Here is a 21602-nt window from a genome sequence, read left to right on the forward strand (position 1 = left end):
CTATACAATTAGAATTATGCAGAAATTAGCCAAAAGAGAAGAGCAAATTATGCAAAGCCTTTGGAAACTTGAAAAGGCTTTCATCAAGGAAATTATAGCTGAGTTACCTAATCCCAAACCTCACTATAATACTACCGCGACCATTGTAAAAATTCTTGAAGAAAAAGGCTTTATCAGTCATGTTGCTTTCGGGAATAGCTTTCAGTATTATCCGTTGATCAGCAAAGACGATTATCAAAAAGAAGTCGTAGGCGATGTAGTTAACAATTATTTTGACAACTCTCCACTGGCACTGGTAAAATTCTTTGCCAAAGAAGAAAAAATCAACTCACAAGAATTAGAAGAAATCATACAACTGATCAAAAAGAAAAAATAATGGAAATCGATTATATTATTCATAGTTCAGCTTTGATAAGCTTGTCTTACATTATCTATCGTTTTTTTCTATCCAAAGAAACTTTTTACGGATTAAACAGATGGGTGCTACTTTCATTGATCGTACTATCTTTTACCTTACCGTTAATAAGCGTACCTCAAAGCCTTTCTTTCAAAAAAGCTGTTGATCAAGAAATTAGTGTGTCGCTACCTACAGAATACGCTCAAAGCTCTACCCCTACTGCTCCTTCTACTTCAGGAATTAATATCCAAGAAACACAGATTATAACGGAAGATGGGACTTCATTAACAGCTTCGGAAACCTTTATTGACTGGAAATCGATTTTGGTGTATATCTACATCCTTGGTATAATGGTATTTGGTGTCCATTTCATAATTCAATTAGGAGTTTTGTTATACCGAATTTTAAGATACCCCACTATCGAAGTAGATGATTACAAAATCATCGAAACCAATAAAAAACATGCTCCCTACTCCTTTTGGAATCGGATATTTATGAATCCCAGTCAATATCAACCCGACACCTATTTGCAAATCTTAAAACATGAGCAATTGCACATTAAAGGAAGACATAGTTTTGATATGTTACTGGTGGAGTTATTAGTCACCTTGCAATGGTTCAATCCTTTTGCATGGTTATATCGCAAAGCTATAGATAACAATCTGGAATATCTTACCGATGACAGTATGTTGAATATCGGTGAAGACAAGGAGACCTATCAGATGAATCTTTTAAAAGTTTCTACCCCAAATATGCCTACAGGTTTGGCAACAAGTTACAATCAATCATTTCTCAAAAAACGAATACTTATGATGAATTCAAAAAAATCAACTGCAAAATCAGGATGGAAATACCTAATCATTATTCCATTACTGGCGCTAACCGTATTTTCTTTTAATCCGGTACAACCCAATGCTTCTAGCATTACTCATATCGATGAAAACGATATGCCTCCAACAACAGAAACCAATATCACTACTTTAGCAAAAAATGACTACACCAGAGGTGTATGGGATGCCGAAGTGGGTGGAGGCAAGTTGTGTGTAATGTACCGAAGCGCTGAACCACTAAAACGCAATTATTGGTCCATTACCCGTTGTTATGATCCTTCATACTTTGCTAATTTCCCGGCAGGAGATCGACAAGAACTAAAAGTAACAGCAGATGCCGGAACCCTAACATACATAGGTCAGTTTGACAATAAATTAGGTGACGGAAGATATGTTTTTGAACCCAATGAAGGATTCAAAAAAACGCTAACATCTTACGGATTACAGGCTGAAAATCGAGATCTAATGCACTGTTTTCTTACAGGATTTGATAACAAGTACCTGGCGTATCTAAAGGCAGAGAATTTAAATCTCGACCAGGATGATTTCGAAGATATCATTCATAAAGCGCTACCACTTGACAAATTAAAGTCGTATCGTAAAGATTTGACACAACTTGGATATAGTCAATATAGCATGGAAGAAATTGCGAAACTTAATCTTTTTGATGTAGATGCCAATTATATCAAATTCGTAAACAATCTCAACGGTAGTAAAGTCTCTCTAAAGAAAATTACCAAAGCCAAAATTCACAGTCTTACACCAGAGTTTGTAAAATCGTATGCATCGGCGGGATACGGAAAAATGTCTCTGGACGATTATATGAAATTAAAAATCCACAATGTAACTCCGGATTTTATTACCTCTTTCAAAAAAGCTGGATATGGAGATATTTCTGTAAAAGATGCCAGGAATCTTAAGATCCATAACGTGACCCCCAAATACGTTTCTTCCTTCAAAAATGCGGGATACAAAAACGTGTCTTTAAAAGAAGCTAAAGAAATGAAAATCCATAATGTGACTTTGGAGTACATCAATGACTTGAAAAAGCTAGGGTATTCTAATATTACTTTAGGAGAAGCAAAAAAATTAAAAATCCATAATGTAACACCAGATCTTATTTTGGCGTACAAGAAATCCGGTCAGAGCAACCTAAGTTTACAAGAAGTAGTTAAGCTAAAGATACACAATGTAACGCCCGGACAAGTAAAAGTGGCCAAAAACTATTCTTCTGATGGAGATTCTGAATCCAGTTCAACCAACAGTTACGGTAGTAGTCAAGATCTACAAAATACACCAGGGGATTACATCAAGCAGTTCAAGGCCTTAGGGTATGAAGACATTACTGTGGATCAAATTATTTCGCTTAAGATTCATAATGTAACCCCAGATTTTATTAAAGGTTATCATAAAGCGGGATACAAAAACATTCCTTTGGATGACGTAGTTGGGTTAAAAATTCATGGAGTAACACCAGAGTTTATAGAAACCTTCAAAAAGGCAGGGTATTCTAACATTTCTTTGGACAAAGCTATGGCACTCAAAATCCATAATGTTTCTCCAGATTCTGCTTCAGAATACAAGAAAATTGGGTACAACAACTTATCCATGGATGACCTGATATCCCTTAAGATTCATAACGTCACTCCAGAGTATATCAAAGAATTTAAACAATCTCGTTTTGGAGATTTACCATTGGACGACATCATGTCTTTCAAAATTCACCGTATTACGCCAGAGTTTATTAAATCTTTTGAGGATATAGGATATAAAAACCTTTCAGCTGATCAAATTCAATCCTTAAAAATTCATAATGTGACTCCAGAATTTGTTCAATCCTTAAAGAAAGAAGATCCTAGTATTTCTCTGGATCAAGCGATAAGAATTAAAATCCACTTTTAGTCAAAATTTGTTCATCAATCAAAAAACGAAGGCCGCTAATCCCATTTTTTAGCGGCCTTTTGATTAACACGTATATTGAATAATTAATCATGTTATATTCTTGGTAGATCTCCATCCCCTTTGAGTGGTAGATTAGAAATCCCCATTAAGTATTTATCTACATAATGTGCGGCCTGTCTCCCTTCAGAAATCGCCCAAACAATCAAAGATTGTCCTCGTCTACTATCTCCAGCTGCAAAAACTCCTTTTACATTGGTAGCATAGTCTTTTTCTGTAGCCTTAAGATTAGTACGAGCATCTAGATCTACTCCAAGTTGTTCTGCAACCGTAGGCTCAGATCCTGTAAATCCTAATGCCAATAATGCTAACTCGCACTTCCATTCTTTTTCTGTTCCTAATACTTCTTTCAGCGTAAAACGTCCGTTTTGTTTTACCCATTCTACTTCGGTAGTTATCAGACCTTTTAGATTTCCATTTTCATCTCCCAAAAACTCTTTGGTCGAGATACTCCAATGTCTATCCACCCCTTCTTGGTGCGAAGAACTAGTACGTAATCGCATAGGCCAAAAAGGCCATGGCTGATCGGCAGGACGATCCGTTGTGCCTTTACCCATAATTTCAAAATTGGTCACTGAAGTGGCTCCATGGCGAACCGAAGTACCGATACAATCAGATCCCGTATCTCCTCCACCGATTACGATCACATCTTTACCAGTTGCTAATATTTCTTCGCCCAAGTCCTTTATGCCATCTACTCTCTTATTGTTTTGAGGAAGAAAGTCCATCGCCTGCACCACTCCTTTCAAGTCCGCTCCTTTGATTGGTAAATTACGACGTACTGTAGCGCCAGTACATAATACGACTGCATCAAAATCTTCTTTGAGTTGCGAAGCCAAAATATCTTTCCCGATTGCAGTATTGGTTTTAAAAACAATTCCTTCTTCTTCAAGAATTGCAACTCTGCGATCGATGATGTGCTTTTCCATCTTAAAATCAGGAATTCCATAGCGTAGCAATCCGCCTATTTTTTCATCTCTTTCAAAAACAGTTACTAAGTGTCCTGCTCTATTTAATTGTTGTGCCGCTGCTAATCCTGCAGGGCCAGATCCTACTACAGCAATTGTCTTTCCAGTTCTATCTTTTGGTGGATTTGCTTTTATCCACCCATTTTTGAAAGCTTCTTCAGTAATATTCTTTTCGATATTTTCGATCGTTACTGGATCTTCATTAATCCCCAAAACACAAGCCTCCTCACAAGGTGCTGGGCATAACCTTCCTGTAAACTCTGGAAAATTATTTGTCGATTGCAGGATATTGGCTGCTTTCTCCCATTTACCTCGATATACGGCATCATTAAAATCCGGTATAAGGTTACCCAACGGACATCCACTATGACAGAACGGGATACCGCAATCCATACATCTAGCTCCTTGGTCTTTAAGTTTACTTTCTGGCATGGCCACAGTAAACTCCTTATAGTTTTTAATACGATCTTCTACAGGTTGATACTGCTCAATCTCTCTTTCAAATTCTAAAAATCCAGTGGTCTTTCCCATGTCTACTATCGTTTATGCTTGTGCTAATTTTTCTTCTTCTAATCGTTTTAACGCCTGTTTGTACTCTTCCGGGAATATTTTGATGAATTTTGGCAATTCACTCTCCCAATTTTCGAGTATACTTTGTGCTAATGGACTTAAAGTCGCGTTATAGTGGTTTTCGATCAAGGTTCTTAACTCTTCCTTATCCTTAGCTTCTACTACAGGATCAAGATTCAACGCTTCTTTATTACAATTCTTTTCGAAGGTTTTCTTATCATCATAGATATAAGCTATTCCTCCAGACATTCCTGCCCCAAAGTTTCTTCCAACTTCTCCCAGAATTACAGCAACTCCACCAGTCATGTATTCACAACCGTGATCTCCGATTCCTTCTACAACGGCTTTGGCACCAGAGTTACGCACACAGAAACGCTCTCCTGCCTTTCCATTGATATACACCTCACCACCAGTTGCTCCATACAAAGTAACATTACCAGTGATGATATTTTCTTGAGGAACAATTGTAGCCTCATCCGGTACTTTGATGATCAGTTTTGCTCCTGATAATCCTTTCCCCAGATAATCATTAGTATTTCCGTTGACTACCATGGTCAATCCTTTGGTAGCAAAAGCTCCAAAACTTTGCCCGGCAGAACCTGTAAAATTCAATTTCAACGTATTATCTGGTAGTCCTTGAGCTCCGTAGATTTTAGAAATCTCGTTACTCAATATCGCTCCAACAGCGCGATCGGTATTACTAATATCAAAGTCTAAAGTCGTTTTCTCTTTACGGAACAAAGCAGGGTGTGCTTGCTCTATAATGTCAAAATCTATCGACTTTCCTAATCCATGATCCTGAATTTCTGTATTATATACCTCAACTCCTTCTGGTGCATCTACCTGGTGTAAAATCGGACTAAGATCGATCCCTGCAGCCTTATAATGTTCTACAGCTTTTTTATGATCTAATTTACTTACTTGCCCTACCATTTCATCTACAGTTCTGAAACCAAGTTGTGCCATGATCTCTCTCAATTCCTGTGCAATGAAATACATATAGTTCACTACATGTTCTGGCTTTCCTTTAAATTTCTTGCGTAATTCTGGGTTCTGAGTTGCAATCCCCACCGGACACGTATTTAAATGACATACACGCATCATAATACATCCTGATGCTACCAGCGGTGCTGTTGCGAAACCAAATTCTTCTGCACCTAACAGACATGCAATAGCTACGTCACGTCCGGTTTTTAACTGACCGTCGCACTCCACGACTACACGGCTTCTTAGATTATTTCCTACTAAAGTTTGTTGCGCTTCGGCAATTCCTAGTTCCCAAGGTAATCCGGCATGTTTTAATGATGTAAGCGGTGATGCTCCAGTACCTCCATCAAATCCTGAGATTAGAATCACATCGGCTTTTGCTTTGGCTACACCAGCGGCTACAGTACCCACACCCACTTCAGAAACAAGTTTTACATTAATTCTTGCTTCTCTATTGGCGGATTTCAGATCGTATATTAACTGAGATAAATCTTCGATAGAATAGATATCGTGGTGCGGAGGTGGTGAGATCAGTCCTACATAAGGTGTAGAATTTCTCGTTTTGGCAATCTCTGGATTTACCTTTGGCCCTGGTAATTGTCCTCCTTCTCCTGGTTTTGCTCCCTGCGCCATTTTGATTTGGATTTCGGCAGCATTGGTAAGATAGTTTGACGAAACTCCAAATCGTCCAGAGGCCACCTGTTTGATCGCACTATTTTTCCAGTCACCTCCTACATTTTTGTAGAAACGCTCGGGATTTTCTCCTCCTTCTCCCGAATTACTTTTTCCTCCAATTCGGTTCATGGCAATCGCCAAGTTTTCGTGAGCTTCCTTACTAATCGAACCATAAGACATGGCTCCTGTTTTGAAACGCTTTACAATTTCTGTCCAAGGCTCTACTTCATCAATCGGAATCGGATCAAAATTTGAAAATTCCAACAACCCTCTTATCGTCATTAGGTCTTTGGACTGTTTATTGATCAGCTCTGCATACTCTTTATATGTTTTTGGATCATTATCGCGAACAGATTTCTGCAGTTTGGCTACAGAAAGTGGATTAAACTGATGCTTTTCTCCATTACGTCTCCAACGGTACTGCCCTCCTATTTCAAGATCCAAGTTAGCCCCAATTTCCCGCTCTACGTAGGCTCTCTTATGTCGTTTTGCAATTTCTTTTTCAATTTCATACAATCCAATTCCCTGGATTCTAGTAGCTGTATTCGGGAAGTATTGATCTACCACCTTAGTATTGATCCCAATACACTCAAACAACTGAGAACTACGGTACGAATTCAATGTAGAAATACCAATTTTGTTCATCACCTTCAGCACTCCTTTTCCTACCGCTTTGTTATAATTGTTGATGGCTTCTTCAAAGCTGAGATCAGAAATATTTCGCTCTTCGATTTGCTCTCCTATGATTTCATTCACCATATATGGATTAATCGCACTAGCACCATAACCAAATAACAATGCAAAATGATGTACTTCTCTTGGTTCTGCAGATTCGATAATAATACTTACTTTAGAACGTTGCCCTAGCTTTTGCAACCCGCTATTGACATAAGAACACGCCAACAATGCTGGGATTGGAGCTCTGTGTTTACTTACATTTCTATCAGACAGTATGATGATATTGGTTCCTTCCTCGATAGCTTCTGAAACGTTGTCTAGCAACTGGTCTAATGCATCTTCTAAACCATTAAGTCCTCTGTTTATATTATACAATATAGGAACTGAAGTTGCCTTAAACCCTTTATCCGTATACGTTTTGATCTTATCCAGATCCTCTTTGGATATTACTGGATTCTGAATCTTAAGCTTGTTACAGTGTTTATCATTGATATCAAAGATGTTATGATCAGCTCCAAGAGTAAGGCTAATATCACAAATCAACTCTTCCCGGATACCGTCCAAAGGAGGGTTAGTTACCTGAGCAAATAGCTGCTTGAAATAGTTATAAATTAACTGTGGTCTTTCTGAAAGAACCGCTATAGGAGTATCAGACCCCATAGATCCAATAGGTTCTTTACCCAACTGCCCCATGGGAGCAATAATGGTATCAATATCTTCTTGAGTATATCCAAATACTTCTTTACGCTTAGCAATCGTTTCTTCTCCTAAGAATAAAGGACAGTCATTATAGGGTATATCCTTTAAATGTACCAAATTACTATCCAACCATTCTCTATAAGGATGCTTGGCAGCGATTTCTTCTTTTACTTCTTCATCATTTACGATTCTACCTTCTTCCATATTTACCAGAAACATCTTTCCTGGTTCTAATCTACCGTGATATTCAATATTATCTGGTTTGATATCTACCACACCAGTTTCTGAAGACATGATCACATATCCATTCTTGGTTACCGTATATCGAGACGGGCGTAATCCATTTCTATCCAAAACTGCTCCGATATAGTTTCCATCGGTAAATGGAATGGAAGCCGGACCATCCCAAGGCTCCATTGCACAAGAATTATATTCATAAAATGCTTTCTTCGCTTCAGACATGTCAGGGTTTTTCTCCCAGGCTTCAGGCACCATCATCATCATCACCTCTGGTAGTGATCTCCCTGTCATTAATAACAACTCTACCACCATATCCATAGAAGCAGAATCTGATTTACCGGGTAACACAACAGGCAATACCTTTTTAATATCTTCACCAAACCAATCACTCTTCAACAATTCTTCTCTGGATCGCATTCTGGTAACATTACCTCTTAAGGTATTGATCTCTCCATTATGACACATATATCTAAATGGTTGTGCCAAATCCCAGGTCGGAAATGTATTGGTTGAAAAACGTTGGTGCACCAAAGCTAATCTTGTTACTAGTTTTGGATCTAATAAGTCTATATAATATAGTTTAATATCTTCAGGCATTAATAATCCTTTAAATATTAATGTCTTTGTAGACAAACTTGGCAGATAGAAAAACTTACTCTCAGACAGTTTAGAACCATATATGGTATGTTCTGTAATTTTTCTGGCAGTGAATAATTTCAGATTGAAGTCGAAATAACTTTGATCCGCTTTTTCTTTACCTATAAATATTTGCTTTATAAAAGGTTCTGTGCTGGCTGCGATCTCCCCCAGATGAATGGGATCTACAGGAACATCTCTCCATCCTAATAAGGTAAGTCCTTGATTCTTTATATTTTCCTCAAAAGTATCTATACAAAATTGTCTTTGGTTTTCTTTCTGAGGTAAAAAGACATTACTTACGGCATACTCTCCAGCCTCCGGTAAATCAAAATCACAATGTTCTACAAAAAAGTCATGAGGAATATCGATCAAAATTCCTGCACCATCTCCTGTCTTTCCATCGGCACTTACAGCTCCTCGATGTTCTAACTTTTCGAGAATCTCAAGTGCTTTATGAATGATGTCATTCGATTTTTTTCCTTCTAGGCTACATATAAATCCGGCACCACATGCGTCGTGTTCGAATTCGGGTAGATACATTCCTTGTTTCTTCATAATGTTTCCGACTTAAACGTGTTTCAAGTTCATGAAATTAACAAATCGTTAAGGAACGAAAAAGAAAACCCCTACAATCAACTTCACTTTTCTGGGCTCTCCAAAAAAAGGCCTTTTAGAATAAAATAATCACAAAATATGGTCCTCAATTTGCGAATTTGATAATGCAGTTTTTTCAATAAAACCCCAATTATTTCAAGGGTTTTCGCAAAATTCTCACCTATTGATTATCAATAATCTTCAATGAAAACGTTTTCGTAAAATTTTTGATTTTTTAAAGTGCAGAATTATCATTTTTATTAACAAAAAATAAAGACCCCTAATTTTTTAGGGGGTATTTATTTTAAAATGACAAAAATTACGTGTTTACCCCACAAAATTTGGACACAAAAAACAAATTACCATATTTTTGAGCTGAATTTAACATTAATTTTAACTTTTATTCTTTATGAAGAAAATAGAAGCAATCATTAGGAGATCAAAATACCGTGTGGTTAGAGAAGCACTACATGATAAAGGTGTTATGTTTTTCTCATACTGGGACGTAACCGGGGTGGGTCACGAACAAAAAGGAAGTGTGTACAGAGGTATTTCATATAGTACTACAGATATACAAAGAAGACATTTATCAATTGTTGTTAACGATGATTTTGAAGAAGCCACAATTTCTGCGATTCTCGAAGCTGCCAAAACGGGAGAAGTTGGTGATGGAAAAATATTTGTATCAGATGTACAGGATGCTTACCGAATCCGCACTGGGGAAAAAGGAGGAGACACACTGAGATAAACCTTTGTTAACAACTAAAATCAACTAAAACTTAAAATTAAAATACATATTTATGAACAATATACAACAACAGGAGATACAGACAGCAGTAGACGCTGCTGTAGAGGGGATAAATAACGACCTTGGTATATTGTGGATTCTTATTGCAGCAATATTGGTGTTTTTTATGCAGGCAGGATTCACATTGGTGGAAACTGGATTTACTCGATCAAAAAATGCCGGTAACATCGTAATGAAGAACTTTATGGATCTAAGTGTTGGGTCTTTAATGTTTTGGGTAATTGGATATTCTATCATGTATGGTGGAGACACTGTACTAGGTGGTTTTATGAGAGATCCTTTTGATCTTGCTTTCTTTAGCGCAGACGACTGGCACAATTTATTCTTTCAGACCGTATTCTGCGCAACTGCAGCTACCATTGTATCTGGAGCCGTAGCAGGAAGAACAAAATTCTCTACGTACCTTATTTTCTCTGCAATACTAACCACTATAATTTATCCGATATCAGGAAGCTGGTTATGGCCATTTGATGACAAAGCATGGTTAAACAACTTAGGGTTCATCGATTTTGCAGGATCTACTATCGTGCATGCTGTAGGTGGTTTTGCAGGTCTTGTAGCGGCAAAACTAATCGGTCCTAGAATTGGAAAATACGACAATGGAAAAATTAATGTAATCCCAGGACACAATATGGTATTGGGTGCTATCGGAGTTTTTATCCTTTGGTTAGGATGGTTCGGATTTAACGGTGGATCTCAATTGGCATTTGGAGGAAGTGATTCTATCGCTGTAGGTAGTGTGATCATTAACACCAACCTTGCCGCTGCCCTTGGTGCTATTACCGCATTATTCTTTACCTGGTTAAAATATGGTAAGCCAGATATCTCTATGACATTAAACGGATGTTTGGCAGGATTAGTAGGTATTACTGCAGGTTGCGGAAACGTAAGCGCTGTTGGAGCTGCTGCTATCGGAATTATCTCTGGACTCGTAGTAGTATTATCCATTGAATTTATTGACAAAAAATTACGTATCGATGATCCTGTAGGAGCAATTTCTGTACATGGTGTATGTGGTTTCTTAGGAACTGTACTTGTTGGAGTATTTGCTGTACCAGGAGAAGATTTTGCCGGAGGTTTATTATACGGTGGAGGCTTCAAACAACTAGGTGTACAAGCTCTAGGTTCTCTTTCTATGATCGGATGGGCTGTATTAGCTAGTTTCGTAGTATTATTTATACTGAAGAAAACAATTGGTTTACGAGTTTCTGAAAAAGAAGAAATTGATGGTCTTGATATGCACGAGCATGGTATCAGTGCATATGGAGAGTAAATTCATTCATATAGAGTAACCAAACACTAACCGTAAAGGTGTTTCTATATAAGAAAGGGCAGTTTAACACTGCCCTTTTGTTATTTAATGATTTGCATTGACAAAGGATAAGATGGTGCCTCTCCATTGCTCGCTTTTATCGCATTAATGATCGGAAATACCAAATACAACACTGCTATTAGGATTAATCCCAATATCCCCAACCCAAATAAGAAAATAAGCGGAATACAAATAATCGCATAGATAAACATACTTATCTGGAAGTTCATAATGGATTTTCCGTGCTCATCCATTGCCAAAACTCGTTCTCTTTGAGTTAACCATAAAATTAATGGTACCAAAAAACCACCGAATCCTGTAATAACATCTAACAATTGTGATAGGTGTGTGATCACTAATAATGATTTGTCTTGTCTCATGATTTTACTTTTTTGATTGATTGATGAATAATTTTGCTAATAATATTAGCAACTTTACTTATATGACGATTTTATTTGCAATTTGTTACACTGAAAACACTAAAAAAACAAAAAAGCATCTCAAAATTAATTGAGATGCTTCTTCCGAAATTTAATGCCCTACTTAATTGCCTAGTTTATAATAATTTTTTGGATTATCGATTCATTGTTTACATCCAGTTTAATCATGTAGATACCATGACCCAGAGACAAGCTTCGTGTTGAAATTCTGTTCTCTCCTGGTTGTAAAGTAATTTGTGCCTGTTGTCTTCCTAGGATATCATACACAAAAGCCTTTGTTGTCCCTTTCGCAAAACCGTTCAGATAAATAGAAAATACATCTTTTACCGGGTTTGGAGAAATACGAAGTCCTATCAAACTTCCTTCGTCTTCAGTACCTAAAATAGGAGTTACATTTTCTAAAGTCGCTACACGTTCTGCATTTGCAGACTGCCCGCAAGATCCTTCATAAATTCTCACATTAGAGAAAGTAGAGTTATTTCCAGATCCTCCATCGTTGTCATTAATAAATACCAATCGATCCATACTACCTGTGTAGAAATTACCTACAGGGATCACATAGTTGGTTGTTCCACCAGAGTAATTATCATAGTTAGTCACTCCATAGTTTTGTGTACCATGTACTTTGAAATATCTTGTAGACGTTAAGTCATTGTCGTCTTCAAAACCTACTGCATGAATTTCACCTTGTCCAGAACTACTGAATTGAAATTCGATCACTGTATTTGGAGTTACCGTGTAATTGAATGCTATGTATTTCCAGGTATTGTTGGTTAGCGTTAAAGAAGCTCCTCCATTTCCTACTGAAGAATTACCTGCAGCATCCTGGTTAGAGAAAGAAGTAATGCTAAAATCGTTGAAATCTAAAGCAGTACACGTTGGCGGTGGAGTCCCCGAACCATTTTGAATACTTACGTCATCTATAGCAATATCACTTTGCCATCCGCTACCTCCAGAACCAGTAACTACATTAAATCGCAATTGTACACTACTCTGTCCTGCATAAGCTGATAGATCTACATTGGCGCTGTTCCAGTTTGACCCTTGTTCTCCAGATCTGCTAAATACACTTGACCAGCTTCCAGAATTATTGGTACGCGCCTCTACAGTTAAACTATTAATGGCAGTACCTAACATATGATATTGGAAAGTAAGTGTTGGCTCTGATAAAGATCCAAAGTTTAAACATGGAGAGTTAAGGATGGCTCGTTTGTTTGGATATCCTGTACCATTACCAGAAGCCTCGACATATAGATAGAAACTACCATCTGCTGCGCTACCAGGCCCAGTACCGTTAGAAGGTGTTCCTCCAGAATTTCTACTCCAGTTCAAATCATCTCCGGAAGTCGCTTGAGACCATTGCCCTAAGCTAGATTCAAAACTTTCTGCAAACGGAAACGAGCTAACGTCACCAGTACAATCTTCATTTGGTGGCGGAGGTGGCGTGCTACCAAGCCCCATCGCATCCCAAAATGCAGGAATCGTAGCTCTTTCTCCAGAGTTAGACCCTCCAGATCCTGAACAACCTCCATAAGCGTGTACTCCTACCGCGTTACCTGTAGCTTCATCTATAATTGGACTACCGGAGTTTCCACCTGTAGTATCAGCTCGATAACGTACAAAAGTATTAGTAACCGAAGAAAGTGGTCCGGAATGGGTTTGCTGTGTTTGATTATCGATACCTGTATCGGTTCCGAAACCAGTGATTCTAATCGTGTTTCCAGGAGCTGACTGAACCACATTGAATGATTTTCCTTGTGCCTGGATTGGTGTAAGTCCTGTTTGTGTATTAGCACTTGCAGTAAAAACAGCCCAGTCATTCGCCTGACTTGGACTATTAGGATATGGTGAAACAAAGTTTCCGATAGGATATTGGTCTTCTGGCCCAGGGTGAACAATCGTTCTATCTGGATTTGATTTTGGAACATTAAATTCAATAATTTGTGCTCTGCTCCCTACACAATGTCCTGCAGTTACCAAACGACCATTAGTAATGATCCATCCTGTACATCCAATAGGAACTATCCTACCAATAGCATCGTCTGTAGAGTCGATACGATCATCATTAGATCCACATTGAGACTTGGTGTTTGGATCTTGAATCCCTATCCCAAGCTCATTGATACTAAGCCCTATCGATTTCTCTCCCGGAGCCACCGACAATTCTAATGTAATTTTATCTCCATTAAAATAGGCACTGGTGTTTTTCCAATCTCCAATTGTGGCTGAGGTTAAGGTTTGAGAAGCTCCATCAAGTGCCGATGTAATCGTAAGCGTACTATTTTGTCCAAGATTTACATCTTTGAAGAATAATCGCAACCAAGTAGCACCTGGTTCGGCTATGGTCTTTGTTAAAATTTCGGTATTACTTTTTCCTATTGAATTTGTAGACCATAAAGAAACATTAACATCTTGATATCTGGTCGGTAGAGGGTCGGTTTGTCCCCAATCGATAAGGGGCATTAACATAAATACTGTGCAAATCCATATTCCTAGTGTGGATAAGGAATACTTCTTCGTAGCGTGAGTTGAGTTTGTGTTGTGTAAATTCATACGAATAAGAATTATTTATTAATTGGTTAGACATTAAATTTAGTTGTTAGGTTTATGGATGGTTAATCCATTTGTCTTCCAATTACTATTCGTTATCACAACAATAACTACTCGATATTTTTACTACTTTTTATCCCGAACACTGATTACAAAAGGTACACAATCAATACCATCATTTTCAGTGACCTACAAGATAGAAAAGAAAAACAACTCTTCAAAAAAAGTTTAACAATGCGTGTTTAAAGTGAGTAGATTAATGGCTATTTTTGCGCTTTCAGTACATTGCTATGATTTCACAAGATACTATAGTGGCACTCGCTACTCCTTCGGGAAGCGGTGCTATAGCCATAATCCGAGTTTCGGGAAAAGATGCGATATCGATTTGCTCTCCTTTGTTTAGATCCATAAGTGGAAAAGAACTGAGCAAACAGAAAAGCCATACGATTCATTTAGGACATATTGTAGATCAGGAACGAGTTCTTGACGAAGTTTTGGTATCTATCTTTAAAGGAACGAATTCGTATACTGGCGAACCCACCATAGAAATTTCTTGTCATGGCTCAACATACATCCAACAGGAAATTATCCAGCTATTACTTCGTAAAGGATGCCGTATGGCCGATGCAGGTGAGTTTACCCTGCGTGCCTTTATCAATGGGAAACTGGATTTATCACAAGCGGAAGCGGTAGCAGATCTGATCGCATCAGATTCTGAAGCCTCCCACCAAATTGCAATGCAACAGATGCGAGGAGGATTCTCTAATGAGATCAAAAAACTACGTGATGAGCTCCTCAATTTTGCTTCACTAATCGAACTAGAACTGGATTTTGCTGAAGAAGATGTAGAGTTTGCAGACCGCACACAATTTAAAGATTTGATTGAACGCATCACAAAAGTGTTGAAGCGCTTAATAGATTCTTTTGCAGTAGGTAATGTGATCAAAAATGGAATCCCTGTAGCCATCGTAGGAGAACCTAATGTTGGTAAGTCCACCCTATTAAATGCTCTGCTTAATGAAGAAAGAGCCATTGTATCTGATATTGCAGGTACCACCAGAGATACCATCGAAGACGAAATCAATATTGGTGGTATTGGATTTCGATTTATTGATACTGCAGGAATACGAGATACCAAAGATGTGGTAGAAAGTATTGGTATACAAAAGACTTTTGAAAAGATTGATCAGGCCCAGGTAGTCATTTATTTGATCGACAGTTCCCTACTCACTCCCGAGAGTTTGATTGAACTAAAAACAGAAATCGGTAAAATCAAAAACAAATACCCGCAAAAACCCCTGGTTATTGTGGCCAACAAAGTAGACAAACTGAAACAAGATCAAATTGATCACTTGGTTTCAGAAATTGAGAATATCCATTTGTTATCTGCAAAATCTGGTTTAGGAGTCGAAGATTTACAAAACAAACTTTTGGATTTTGTGAATACCGGTGCACTTCGTAACAATGAAACCATTGTGACCAATACCAGGCATTATGATGCGTTATTAAAAGCTCTGGAGGAGATCCAAAAAGTACAATACGGACTAGATTCTGGATTATCGGGTGATCTTATGGCCATTGATATTCGTCAGGCCTTATATCACTTTGGAGAAATCACTGGAGAAATCTCCAGTGATGACTTACTAGGTAATATTTTTGCGAACTTCTGTATCGGGAAGTAATTTATTCGATAATAGTGTTTTCTTTGACAAGAAAATCAATTTCAAGATCTTCTACGGTTTCCGTTATTTCGGTAATAAGGATTATTCCGTAGTTTTCTGTGTTCTCAACTATATCGCTATCAATTTTTAAGTCCCTAATCGCTCTGTAAACGTATATATCACCTACATTTACTTGCAGGGAGGTTTGAGGAGTTCCGGCATCGAAATCTGATTTAGCAACTTCAACATCATTATATGCTGCATAAAAATCTTCCGGCTCTTCCGTAGTATGAATTCGAACAAAACTTATGTTCGTACCTTCATTAACAGAAATACCTTGAGGATCTGTAAAAACTAAATCTGCAGTATCATCTCCATCAGAAAATACGTTGGGATCAAACAAATTGGTTTCGTTAATGCTTGCCATCGAGCCAATTTTCGACTCGAGATCCACACCAAAACTCTGTGGAACCAAAACTACTGATGTTTCAATTTCTTTTGTTACCGATCCACTAGTTGCATTTAATCTTACGAATAGAGTGTCCCCTTTTTTTGCTCCAAACTGATTTATATAAGTGTCAGCACTTAAAGGAAAAGCATCAGAATCAGTATCAAAAACACGAGTAGCATTTACAAAAGCACCCTTCTTACCTACTTTCCATTCTACATCTACATTATCAATAGTTGCACCGACAGTAAAACTTCCATATTCAATAGCGGATGAATCTCTAAAGCTTAATGTTGGTATTTCTTGAGTGAAGAAAAAAGGATCTAAAATATCCACCTCTTCCTGAAGTATTTTGAAAGTGTTTCCATTTGAAACAGTATATTCGAGATCCAGATTTATTGTGGATTGGAAAGGAATTAGGCTTGAGCTGCTAAACGTAGCCGAATTACCAGATATGATAGCATTAGCAACTATTTCATTATTTCTAAGAACATTTATCTGATCAACAGTAAAACCATTTATAGTCTCTATAGAAATTTCTAAATCCGTGTTTACATCAAATTGACTAAGTTGGGCAGTCTCTAATGCCACCATAGCACGTGTCAAAAGTTGATCTGGCACATCATCACTATTACAAGACAACGAAATAAATGCAGTCAAAAAAAGTATTCCCAAAGTTTTCATTCTTATTTTTTTAAAATTAATGCCGTTATATTTTGACTATAAACGGCAAAGGTTGTCAACATCATAAACAGATGATATATTAGTGACTGTAATTGTTTTTTCATTTGAATTAGTATTTTCATTGACTTTTGAATATAAATTCAAACAAAAAAGAACCATCTGAAGGAGCTATCCAACAATTAGTGCTCAACCACTATAAAAATGGGATGTTATACGTTATTTTGGGGATAATGGGAATCCAACACCCCCTTATAGATCTGTTTGTCCCAGTTCTGGTAGATATGGGCAGTTTTTATCGTCCGGTCTTGTACTAAACCTCACCTTTGTTTTTCTATTTTGCTAACTCTATTTTGTTAGGCCTCGCTTTTTTACTGGAGATTACTATTTTTATATTCTGAAATATCACTTCATTGAGATAACTATATTTCTTAATATTTGAATATATAGTTACCTTTAGTAACTATACACATACGTTATGTTCAATTAACAAAAATGGACGAAGAAAAAATAATTGATATAAAAATGTATGTTCCTGAAGAAGCTTCTACGGGTACGTATGAGGTAATAAAAGTTTCGGAATACACATATAAATTAACTAATAACGACCCTTTTAGTGAAATTTTGACTTATGGGACCATAATAGAAGTTCTACCAGAAAAAAAGATGAAGATACATATGTCTTTAAGGGAGTTTATGCCGAATCTGATTATACTCTTGAAGTTATAGGATTGCCATCAGCTTTGAATGAAACTGAAATGAGAGTTGTTGGACAAATGGTTATTGATGAAGGTGGCTATTGGGAAGTTATTTTTGGAGGAGTGGGATATGTTAATCTACCAAAGACTTCAAAGCTTAACGTAATTAACGAATTAAATAAGCTTATAAAAGCAACGAAAAACGAATAATGTCTAATGATTGATTTTGAATCAAAAATAGAAATTGAAGAATTACTTGCTTGGATGGACGGAGGTTCAATCACATTAAAATGTAGAAATAATCTAAATCAAGAATTTGAAATAGAATTTGTACAGAATGTCTCTTGGGTTTTATATGAATCCCTAAGCATTCCTGGAAGAGTATATCTAGATAAAAAGTTAATCACCCAAAGGTCTGACTTGGAAACAAAAATTATCAACGCTTTAAAAGTGGCTAAACTTCATTCAAAGGACTCTTTGGATCAAAAGATATTAAAAGAAAAACTGGACTATGTCAATTCTGAAGAGTATTTGACTGATCAAGAAAAAATTAAAAAAGCAAAAAGAACATAACAATTTGTATAATGCATATACACCCTTCGGGATGCAAACGCAACATAAAAGAGACGTTGTACGTAAGCAGAAGATAAATCTGTAATATCTATAAAATCCGATTTTAAAATAATGAACAAAATACTTTTATCACTTTTAGGAATTTTATTAATTATTTCCTGTAAACAAAAATCAAATACTGCAAAAGAGATTACAGACAACGAACCAATAAAGGACAGTCTAGCGATTGAAATAAATAAGTTGAATAAAAATTATTTTAATGGATTAGGGGTCGCTATTGTTGATTCTTCAGGTTTTTTGTACAAAAAAGGATTTGGATTTGCAGATGTAAAATCCAAAAAACCTTATACTGAGAATACGCTACAACCTATAGCTTCTATTTCAAAGACATTTATTGGATTAGCTTTAATGAAGGCTCAAGAAAAAGGTCTTTTGAATTTAGATGACCCTGTAAACAAATACCTTCCATTTGAAGTTCGAAATCCAAATTTCCCAGATACGGATATAACCATAAGACAATTAGCAACACATACTTCATCGATAATTGATACTGAAAATTATATGGATAAATCCTATGTGCTAAAAGATGAAATAGATAGCACATTAATAAAATCAGAAAATATTCCTCAAAGTTTCAATCCAAAACACACTAACATTGCTCTATCTGAATTTCTAGAAAACTACTTATCCACAAATGGAAAATGGTATGATAAAAATGCTTTTACAGCAAACAAACCAAGTCAATTTTTTGAATATACAAATGTTGGTGCAACGCTAGCAGCCTATATTGTTGAAATTGTATCAAATAAATCATATTCAGATTTCACGACCGAACATATTTTGAAACCTTTAGAAATGGATAGTTCAGGCTGGAGCTATGGAACTGTTAACTTTGAAAACGTTTCAACCCTGTATTCCAATACAGAAACCAAACTACCGTATTATTCATTAATCACATATCCAGACGGTGGGTTTATAACCAACATCAACGATTTAGGAAAATATTTGACCGAATTGATTAAAGGCTATTCGGGAAACGGAACAATCTTAACTAAAGAAAATTACAAGCAACTTTTTGAAATACAATTGACTAGTAAAAATTTCACTGAGGAAAGAGGCAAAACAAACCCATACGATGATGAATATAATTCAGGTATTTTTATGGGGTTTTCCTCCTTTAATAATATAGGTCATACTGGCGGAGATCCTGGAGTTTCTTCTTTAATGTTCTTTAATCAAAAAAATAAGATAGGGCGAATTTTATTTGTAAATACGAATATTCAAAATCAAGAAGGATTTGATGCTTATTTTGGAATTATGAACAAATTAGATGAGTATTCAAGTAAATTAATCCAATAAACCTGCGTACAACAATGGTAACCGTTGCACAAGCCAATATTTTTCAAATAATTGACCCTAAATGCGCTCTTTTAAGAGCGTTTTTATTTTGTTGTTATCTTATAAGGAATAAAATTATAATGGCTTATATACAGTTTTATAAAGCAAGGAAAGATGTTTTTGATTCTCAAAAAGCAGCGTGCAGCTCCTGCTCCACTTTTTAACTGTTTTTCTACAAATTTCAGGTACTTCTTCAAATTGTAGGCAGTTGCTGATAGGTGCATCACTTTATTAGCCTGCCTAATCCCGATCGTATTGATTTTCCGTAAGCCCATAAATTGGGTAAGTGTTCCAAACACTGGCTCAACAGTACTCTGTCGTTTGGATTTCATACGTTTGCCTTTTTTGGTTTGTAATCGCTCCTTAATACGCTCATATTCCTCTCTGTAATACGTAACACTAAATTTCTTCTCTTTAGCACTTTTACCCAAACAGCTTGATGATAATGGACATTCTCTACATATCTTGCTAGATATACGGTATTCTTTCTTCTTGGTCTTGGTACGATGATCCAAAAATACTTTCTTGAAGGGTACTACTGATCCGTTAGGACAGATATAATGATCTTTAGCTTCTACATAAGTAAACCCGTCTGGGCCTCCTTTATAGGTCCCGTGTGTTGGTATATAACCTATAATCCCTTTTTGTTCTAGATAAGCGTAGTTCTCTCCACTACTATAGCCTGTGTCGGCAAGTACGTTTTCCAATTGAAAACCAGACCCCCATAACCGCTGTTGTAAACGATCTACTATATCCTGTAGATATTGATTGTCTTTCCCATCGGCATGATAAGCCTTGATGTCAGTGATCACATGGTTAGCCGTATCTACACTTAGTTGGCTACAGTAATTAAGTTTTCTAGCCTTACCAGGTTTTACGCTTATACGCGCATCAGGATCGGTCGGACTATAATGTGTTTTGTTACTGGTGTAACGACTACCTTTATTACCAGCTCCAGGCCGATGATTTTGATGCGTACTCCAGTTGCCAGTGCGGCTCTCTATCTCTTTAAGCTCTTTATCGCTGGCAGTAATACCCCGCTGTTCCTTACTCGCTTTGTTTTCTTTGGCTTTGCGAAAAGTATCTTTATCACGGTTGCTAATATGACGAATATCCGCTAGATGAGCTGTTAGATCCTGCTCTGGAACTTTTAACTCCAAAGTATCCATGCTTGCATTTGCCTTTATCGGAGCTGAGTCAATGGCTTGAGTATTGCCTTTTACCATACCTTTACTAACACACATCTCGAAAATATGAGTAAATACCTGTTCAAAAACTGATTCCGGAAATAGTTGTCGTGTTCGGCTAATAGTAGAATGCCAAGGAAGCTCTTCATCTATATCATAGCCGATAAAATATAAAATATCCAATCGCATACTACAATGATCCATAAGTTTACGATCACTGATGATATTTTCTAAATACCCCACTAAACATAGTTTAAAGAATACAACGGGATCAATACTTTTTTGACCGCTAGATCCATAATACTCTTGAGTTAATCCGTATAAAAACTGAAGATCCAAAAAATCCTTGAGACGTCTGTAAAAATTATGTAATGGAACACGATCACTAAGCTGAAATTGATTGAAGAGCTTTTCTTGGTATATTTTCTTGCCTTGCATAACTAAAGATAACATACCAATCCAAAATCAATAACAAATCTATCTTACATTTTTGTTAACTTGTGCAACAGGCACAATGTATAAAAAACATCCCCCTTCAGGATGGCAATGTTTCTGATACTAAACGTTGTAATAAAATAGCTCAGTTCGTATTAGACATTTTTTTCGGAGG

The 21602-nt window shown here is 36.8% G+C and carries 14 protein-coding genes; 8 read left to right on the forward strand and 6 right to left on the reverse strand.

What is annotated here, in order from left to right; genetic code table 11:
* The first annotated feature begins 16 nt into the window (after window positions 1-16).
* Window positions 17-376, forward strand: a complete 360-nt coding sequence (locus AC0L3Q_RS15195; protein WP_473280638.1) for a BlaI/MecI/CopY family transcriptional regulator — start codon at window positions 17-19, stop codon at window positions 374-376.
* A complete protein-coding gene (locus AC0L3Q_RS15200; protein WP_473280640.1) occupies window positions 376-3129 on the forward strand; it encodes a M56 family metallopeptidase in 2754 nt (917 codons plus the stop codon). Before AC0L3Q_RS15195 ends, AC0L3Q_RS15200 begins: the two co-directional genes overlap by 1 nt.
* Before the next feature lie 92 nt (window positions 3130-3221).
* On the opposite strand, the gene AC0L3Q_RS15205 is transcribed toward AC0L3Q_RS15200, so the two are convergent.
* Window positions 3222-4685: a glutamate synthase subunit beta gene (locus tag AC0L3Q_RS15205; protein WP_473280643.1), complete on the reverse strand. Its 1464-nt coding sequence runs from the start codon at window positions 4683-4685 to the stop codon at window positions 3222-3224.
* 12 nt (window positions 4686-4697) lie between these two features.
* Window positions 4698-9197, reverse strand: a complete 4500-nt coding sequence (gene gltB / locus AC0L3Q_RS15210; protein ID WP_473280645.1) for a glutamate synthase large subunit — start codon at window positions 9195-9197, stop codon at window positions 4698-4700.
* A gap of 448 nt (window positions 9198-9645) precedes the next feature.
* On the opposite strand from gltB, the gene AC0L3Q_RS15215 reads away from it, so the two are divergent.
* Together AC0L3Q_RS15215 and AC0L3Q_RS15220 are read left to right on the forward strand one after the other, a co-directional pair.
* A complete protein-coding gene (locus tag AC0L3Q_RS15215; RefSeq protein ID WP_473280647.1) occupies window positions 9646-9984 on the forward strand; it encodes a P-II family nitrogen regulator in 339 nt (112 codons plus the stop codon).
* Between the two features lie 52 nt (window positions 9985-10036).
* On the forward strand, window positions 10037-11317 hold the full coding sequence (locus AC0L3Q_RS15220; RefSeq protein WP_473280650.1) for an ammonium transporter: 1281 nt from the start codon (window positions 10037-10039) through the stop codon (window positions 11315-11317).
* A gap of 80 nt (window positions 11318-11397) precedes the next feature.
* Here AC0L3Q_RS15220 and AC0L3Q_RS15225 read toward each other — a convergent pair whose 3' ends face one another.
* Window positions 11398-11736, reverse strand: a complete 339-nt coding sequence (locus tag AC0L3Q_RS15225) for a DUF4870 domain-containing protein (RefSeq protein ID WP_473280652.1) — start codon at window positions 11734-11736, stop codon at window positions 11398-11400.
* 171 nt (window positions 11737-11907) lie between these two features.
* Window positions 11908-14349 carry a trypsin-like peptidase domain-containing protein gene (locus tag AC0L3Q_RS15230; RefSeq protein WP_473280654.1) on the reverse strand — a complete coding sequence of 814 codons (2442 nt, stop codon included), beginning with the start codon at window positions 14347-14349 and terminating at the stop codon, window positions 11908-11910.
* Window positions 14350-14636: 287 nt separating this feature from the next.
* Between AC0L3Q_RS15230 and mnmE the strand changes: the two genes are divergently transcribed.
* On the forward strand, window positions 14637-16028 hold the full coding sequence (gene mnmE / locus AC0L3Q_RS15235; protein WP_473280657.1) for a tRNA uridine-5-carboxymethylaminomethyl(34) synthesis GTPase MnmE: 1392 nt from the start codon (window positions 14637-14639) through the stop codon (window positions 16026-16028).
* A 1-nt stretch (window position 16029) separates the two neighbouring features.
* On the opposite strand, the gene AC0L3Q_RS15240 is transcribed toward mnmE, so the two are convergent.
* Window positions 16030-17139: a hypothetical protein gene (locus tag AC0L3Q_RS15240; RefSeq protein ID WP_473280659.1), complete on the reverse strand. Its 1110-nt coding sequence runs from the start codon at window positions 17137-17139 to the stop codon at window positions 16030-16032.
* 728 nt (window positions 17140-17867) lie between these two features.
* On the opposite strand from AC0L3Q_RS15240, the gene AC0L3Q_RS15245 reads away from it, so the two are divergent.
* The 3 genes from AC0L3Q_RS15245 (at window position 17868) to AC0L3Q_RS15255 (ending at window position 19766) form a co-directional block, all read left to right on the forward strand.
* Window positions 17868-18044 carry a hypothetical protein gene (locus tag AC0L3Q_RS15245; protein WP_473280661.1) on the forward strand — a complete coding sequence of 59 codons (177 nt, stop codon included), beginning with the start codon at window positions 17868-17870 and terminating at the stop codon, window positions 18042-18044.
* Between the two features lie 6 nt (window positions 18045-18050).
* On the forward strand, window positions 18051-18407 hold the full coding sequence (locus AC0L3Q_RS15250) for a hypothetical protein (protein ID WP_473280663.1): 357 nt from the start codon (window positions 18051-18053) through the stop codon (window positions 18405-18407).
* 111 nt (window positions 18408-18518) lie between these two features.
* On the forward strand, window positions 18519-19766 hold the full coding sequence (locus AC0L3Q_RS15255; protein ID WP_473280665.1) for a serine hydrolase domain-containing protein: 1248 nt from the start codon (window positions 18519-18521) through the stop codon (window positions 19764-19766).
* 83 nt (window positions 19767-19849) lie between these two features.
* Here the strand turns inward: AC0L3Q_RS15255 and AC0L3Q_RS15260 are convergent, their stop codons facing one another.
* Window positions 19850-21430: an IS1182 family transposase gene (locus AC0L3Q_RS15260; protein WP_473286891.1), complete on the reverse strand. Its 1581-nt coding sequence runs from the start codon at window positions 21428-21430 to the stop codon at window positions 19850-19852.
* Between the last annotated feature and the right edge of the window lie 172 nt (window positions 21431-21602).

This window comes from Aquimarina sp. KJ22-3 (genome assembly GCF_055808215.1).

Coding starts and splice junctions, on each gene's coding strand:
- AC0L3Q_RS15215 (WP_473280647.1), top strand. CDS start 9,646: ATGAAGAAAATAGAAGCAATCATTAGGAGATCAAAATACCGTGTGGTT.
- AC0L3Q_RS15205 (WP_473280643.1), bottom strand. CDS start 4,685: ATGGGAAAGACCACTGGATTTTTAGAATTTGAAAGAGAGATTGAGCAG.
- AC0L3Q_RS15255 (WP_473280665.1), top strand. CDS start 18,519: ATGAACAAAATACTTTTATCACTTTTAGGAATTTTATTAATTATTTCC.
- AC0L3Q_RS15195 (WP_473280638.1), top strand. CDS start 17: ATGCAGAAATTAGCCAAAAGAGAAGAGCAAATTATGCAAAGCCTTTGG.
- AC0L3Q_RS15200 (WP_473280640.1), top strand. CDS start 376: ATGGAAATCGATTATATTATTCATAGTTCAGCTTTGATAAGCTTGTCT.
- mnmE (WP_473280657.1), top strand. CDS start 14,637: ATGATTTCACAAGATACTATAGTGGCACTCGCTACTCCTTCGGGAAGC.
- AC0L3Q_RS15260 (WP_473286891.1), bottom strand. CDS start 21,430: ATGCAAGGCAAGAAAATATACCAAGAAAAGCTCTTCAATCAATTTCAG.
- AC0L3Q_RS15240 (WP_473280659.1), bottom strand. CDS start 17,139: ATGAAAACTTTGGGAATACTTTTTTTGACTGCATTTATTTCGTTGTCT.
- gltB (WP_473280645.1), bottom strand. CDS start 9,197: ATGAAGAAACAAGGAATGTATCTACCCGAATTCGAACACGACGCATGT.
- AC0L3Q_RS15220 (WP_473280650.1), top strand. CDS start 10,037: ATGAACAATATACAACAACAGGAGATACAGACAGCAGTAGACGCTGCT.
- AC0L3Q_RS15250 (WP_473280663.1), top strand. CDS start 18,051: ATGATTGATTTTGAATCAAAAATAGAAATTGAAGAATTACTTGCTTGG.
- AC0L3Q_RS15230 (WP_473280654.1), bottom strand. CDS start 14,349: ATGAATTTACACAACACAAACTCAACTCACGCTACGAAGAAGTATTCC.
- AC0L3Q_RS15225 (WP_473280652.1), bottom strand. CDS start 11,736: ATGAGACAAGACAAATCATTATTAGTGATCACACACCTATCACAATTG.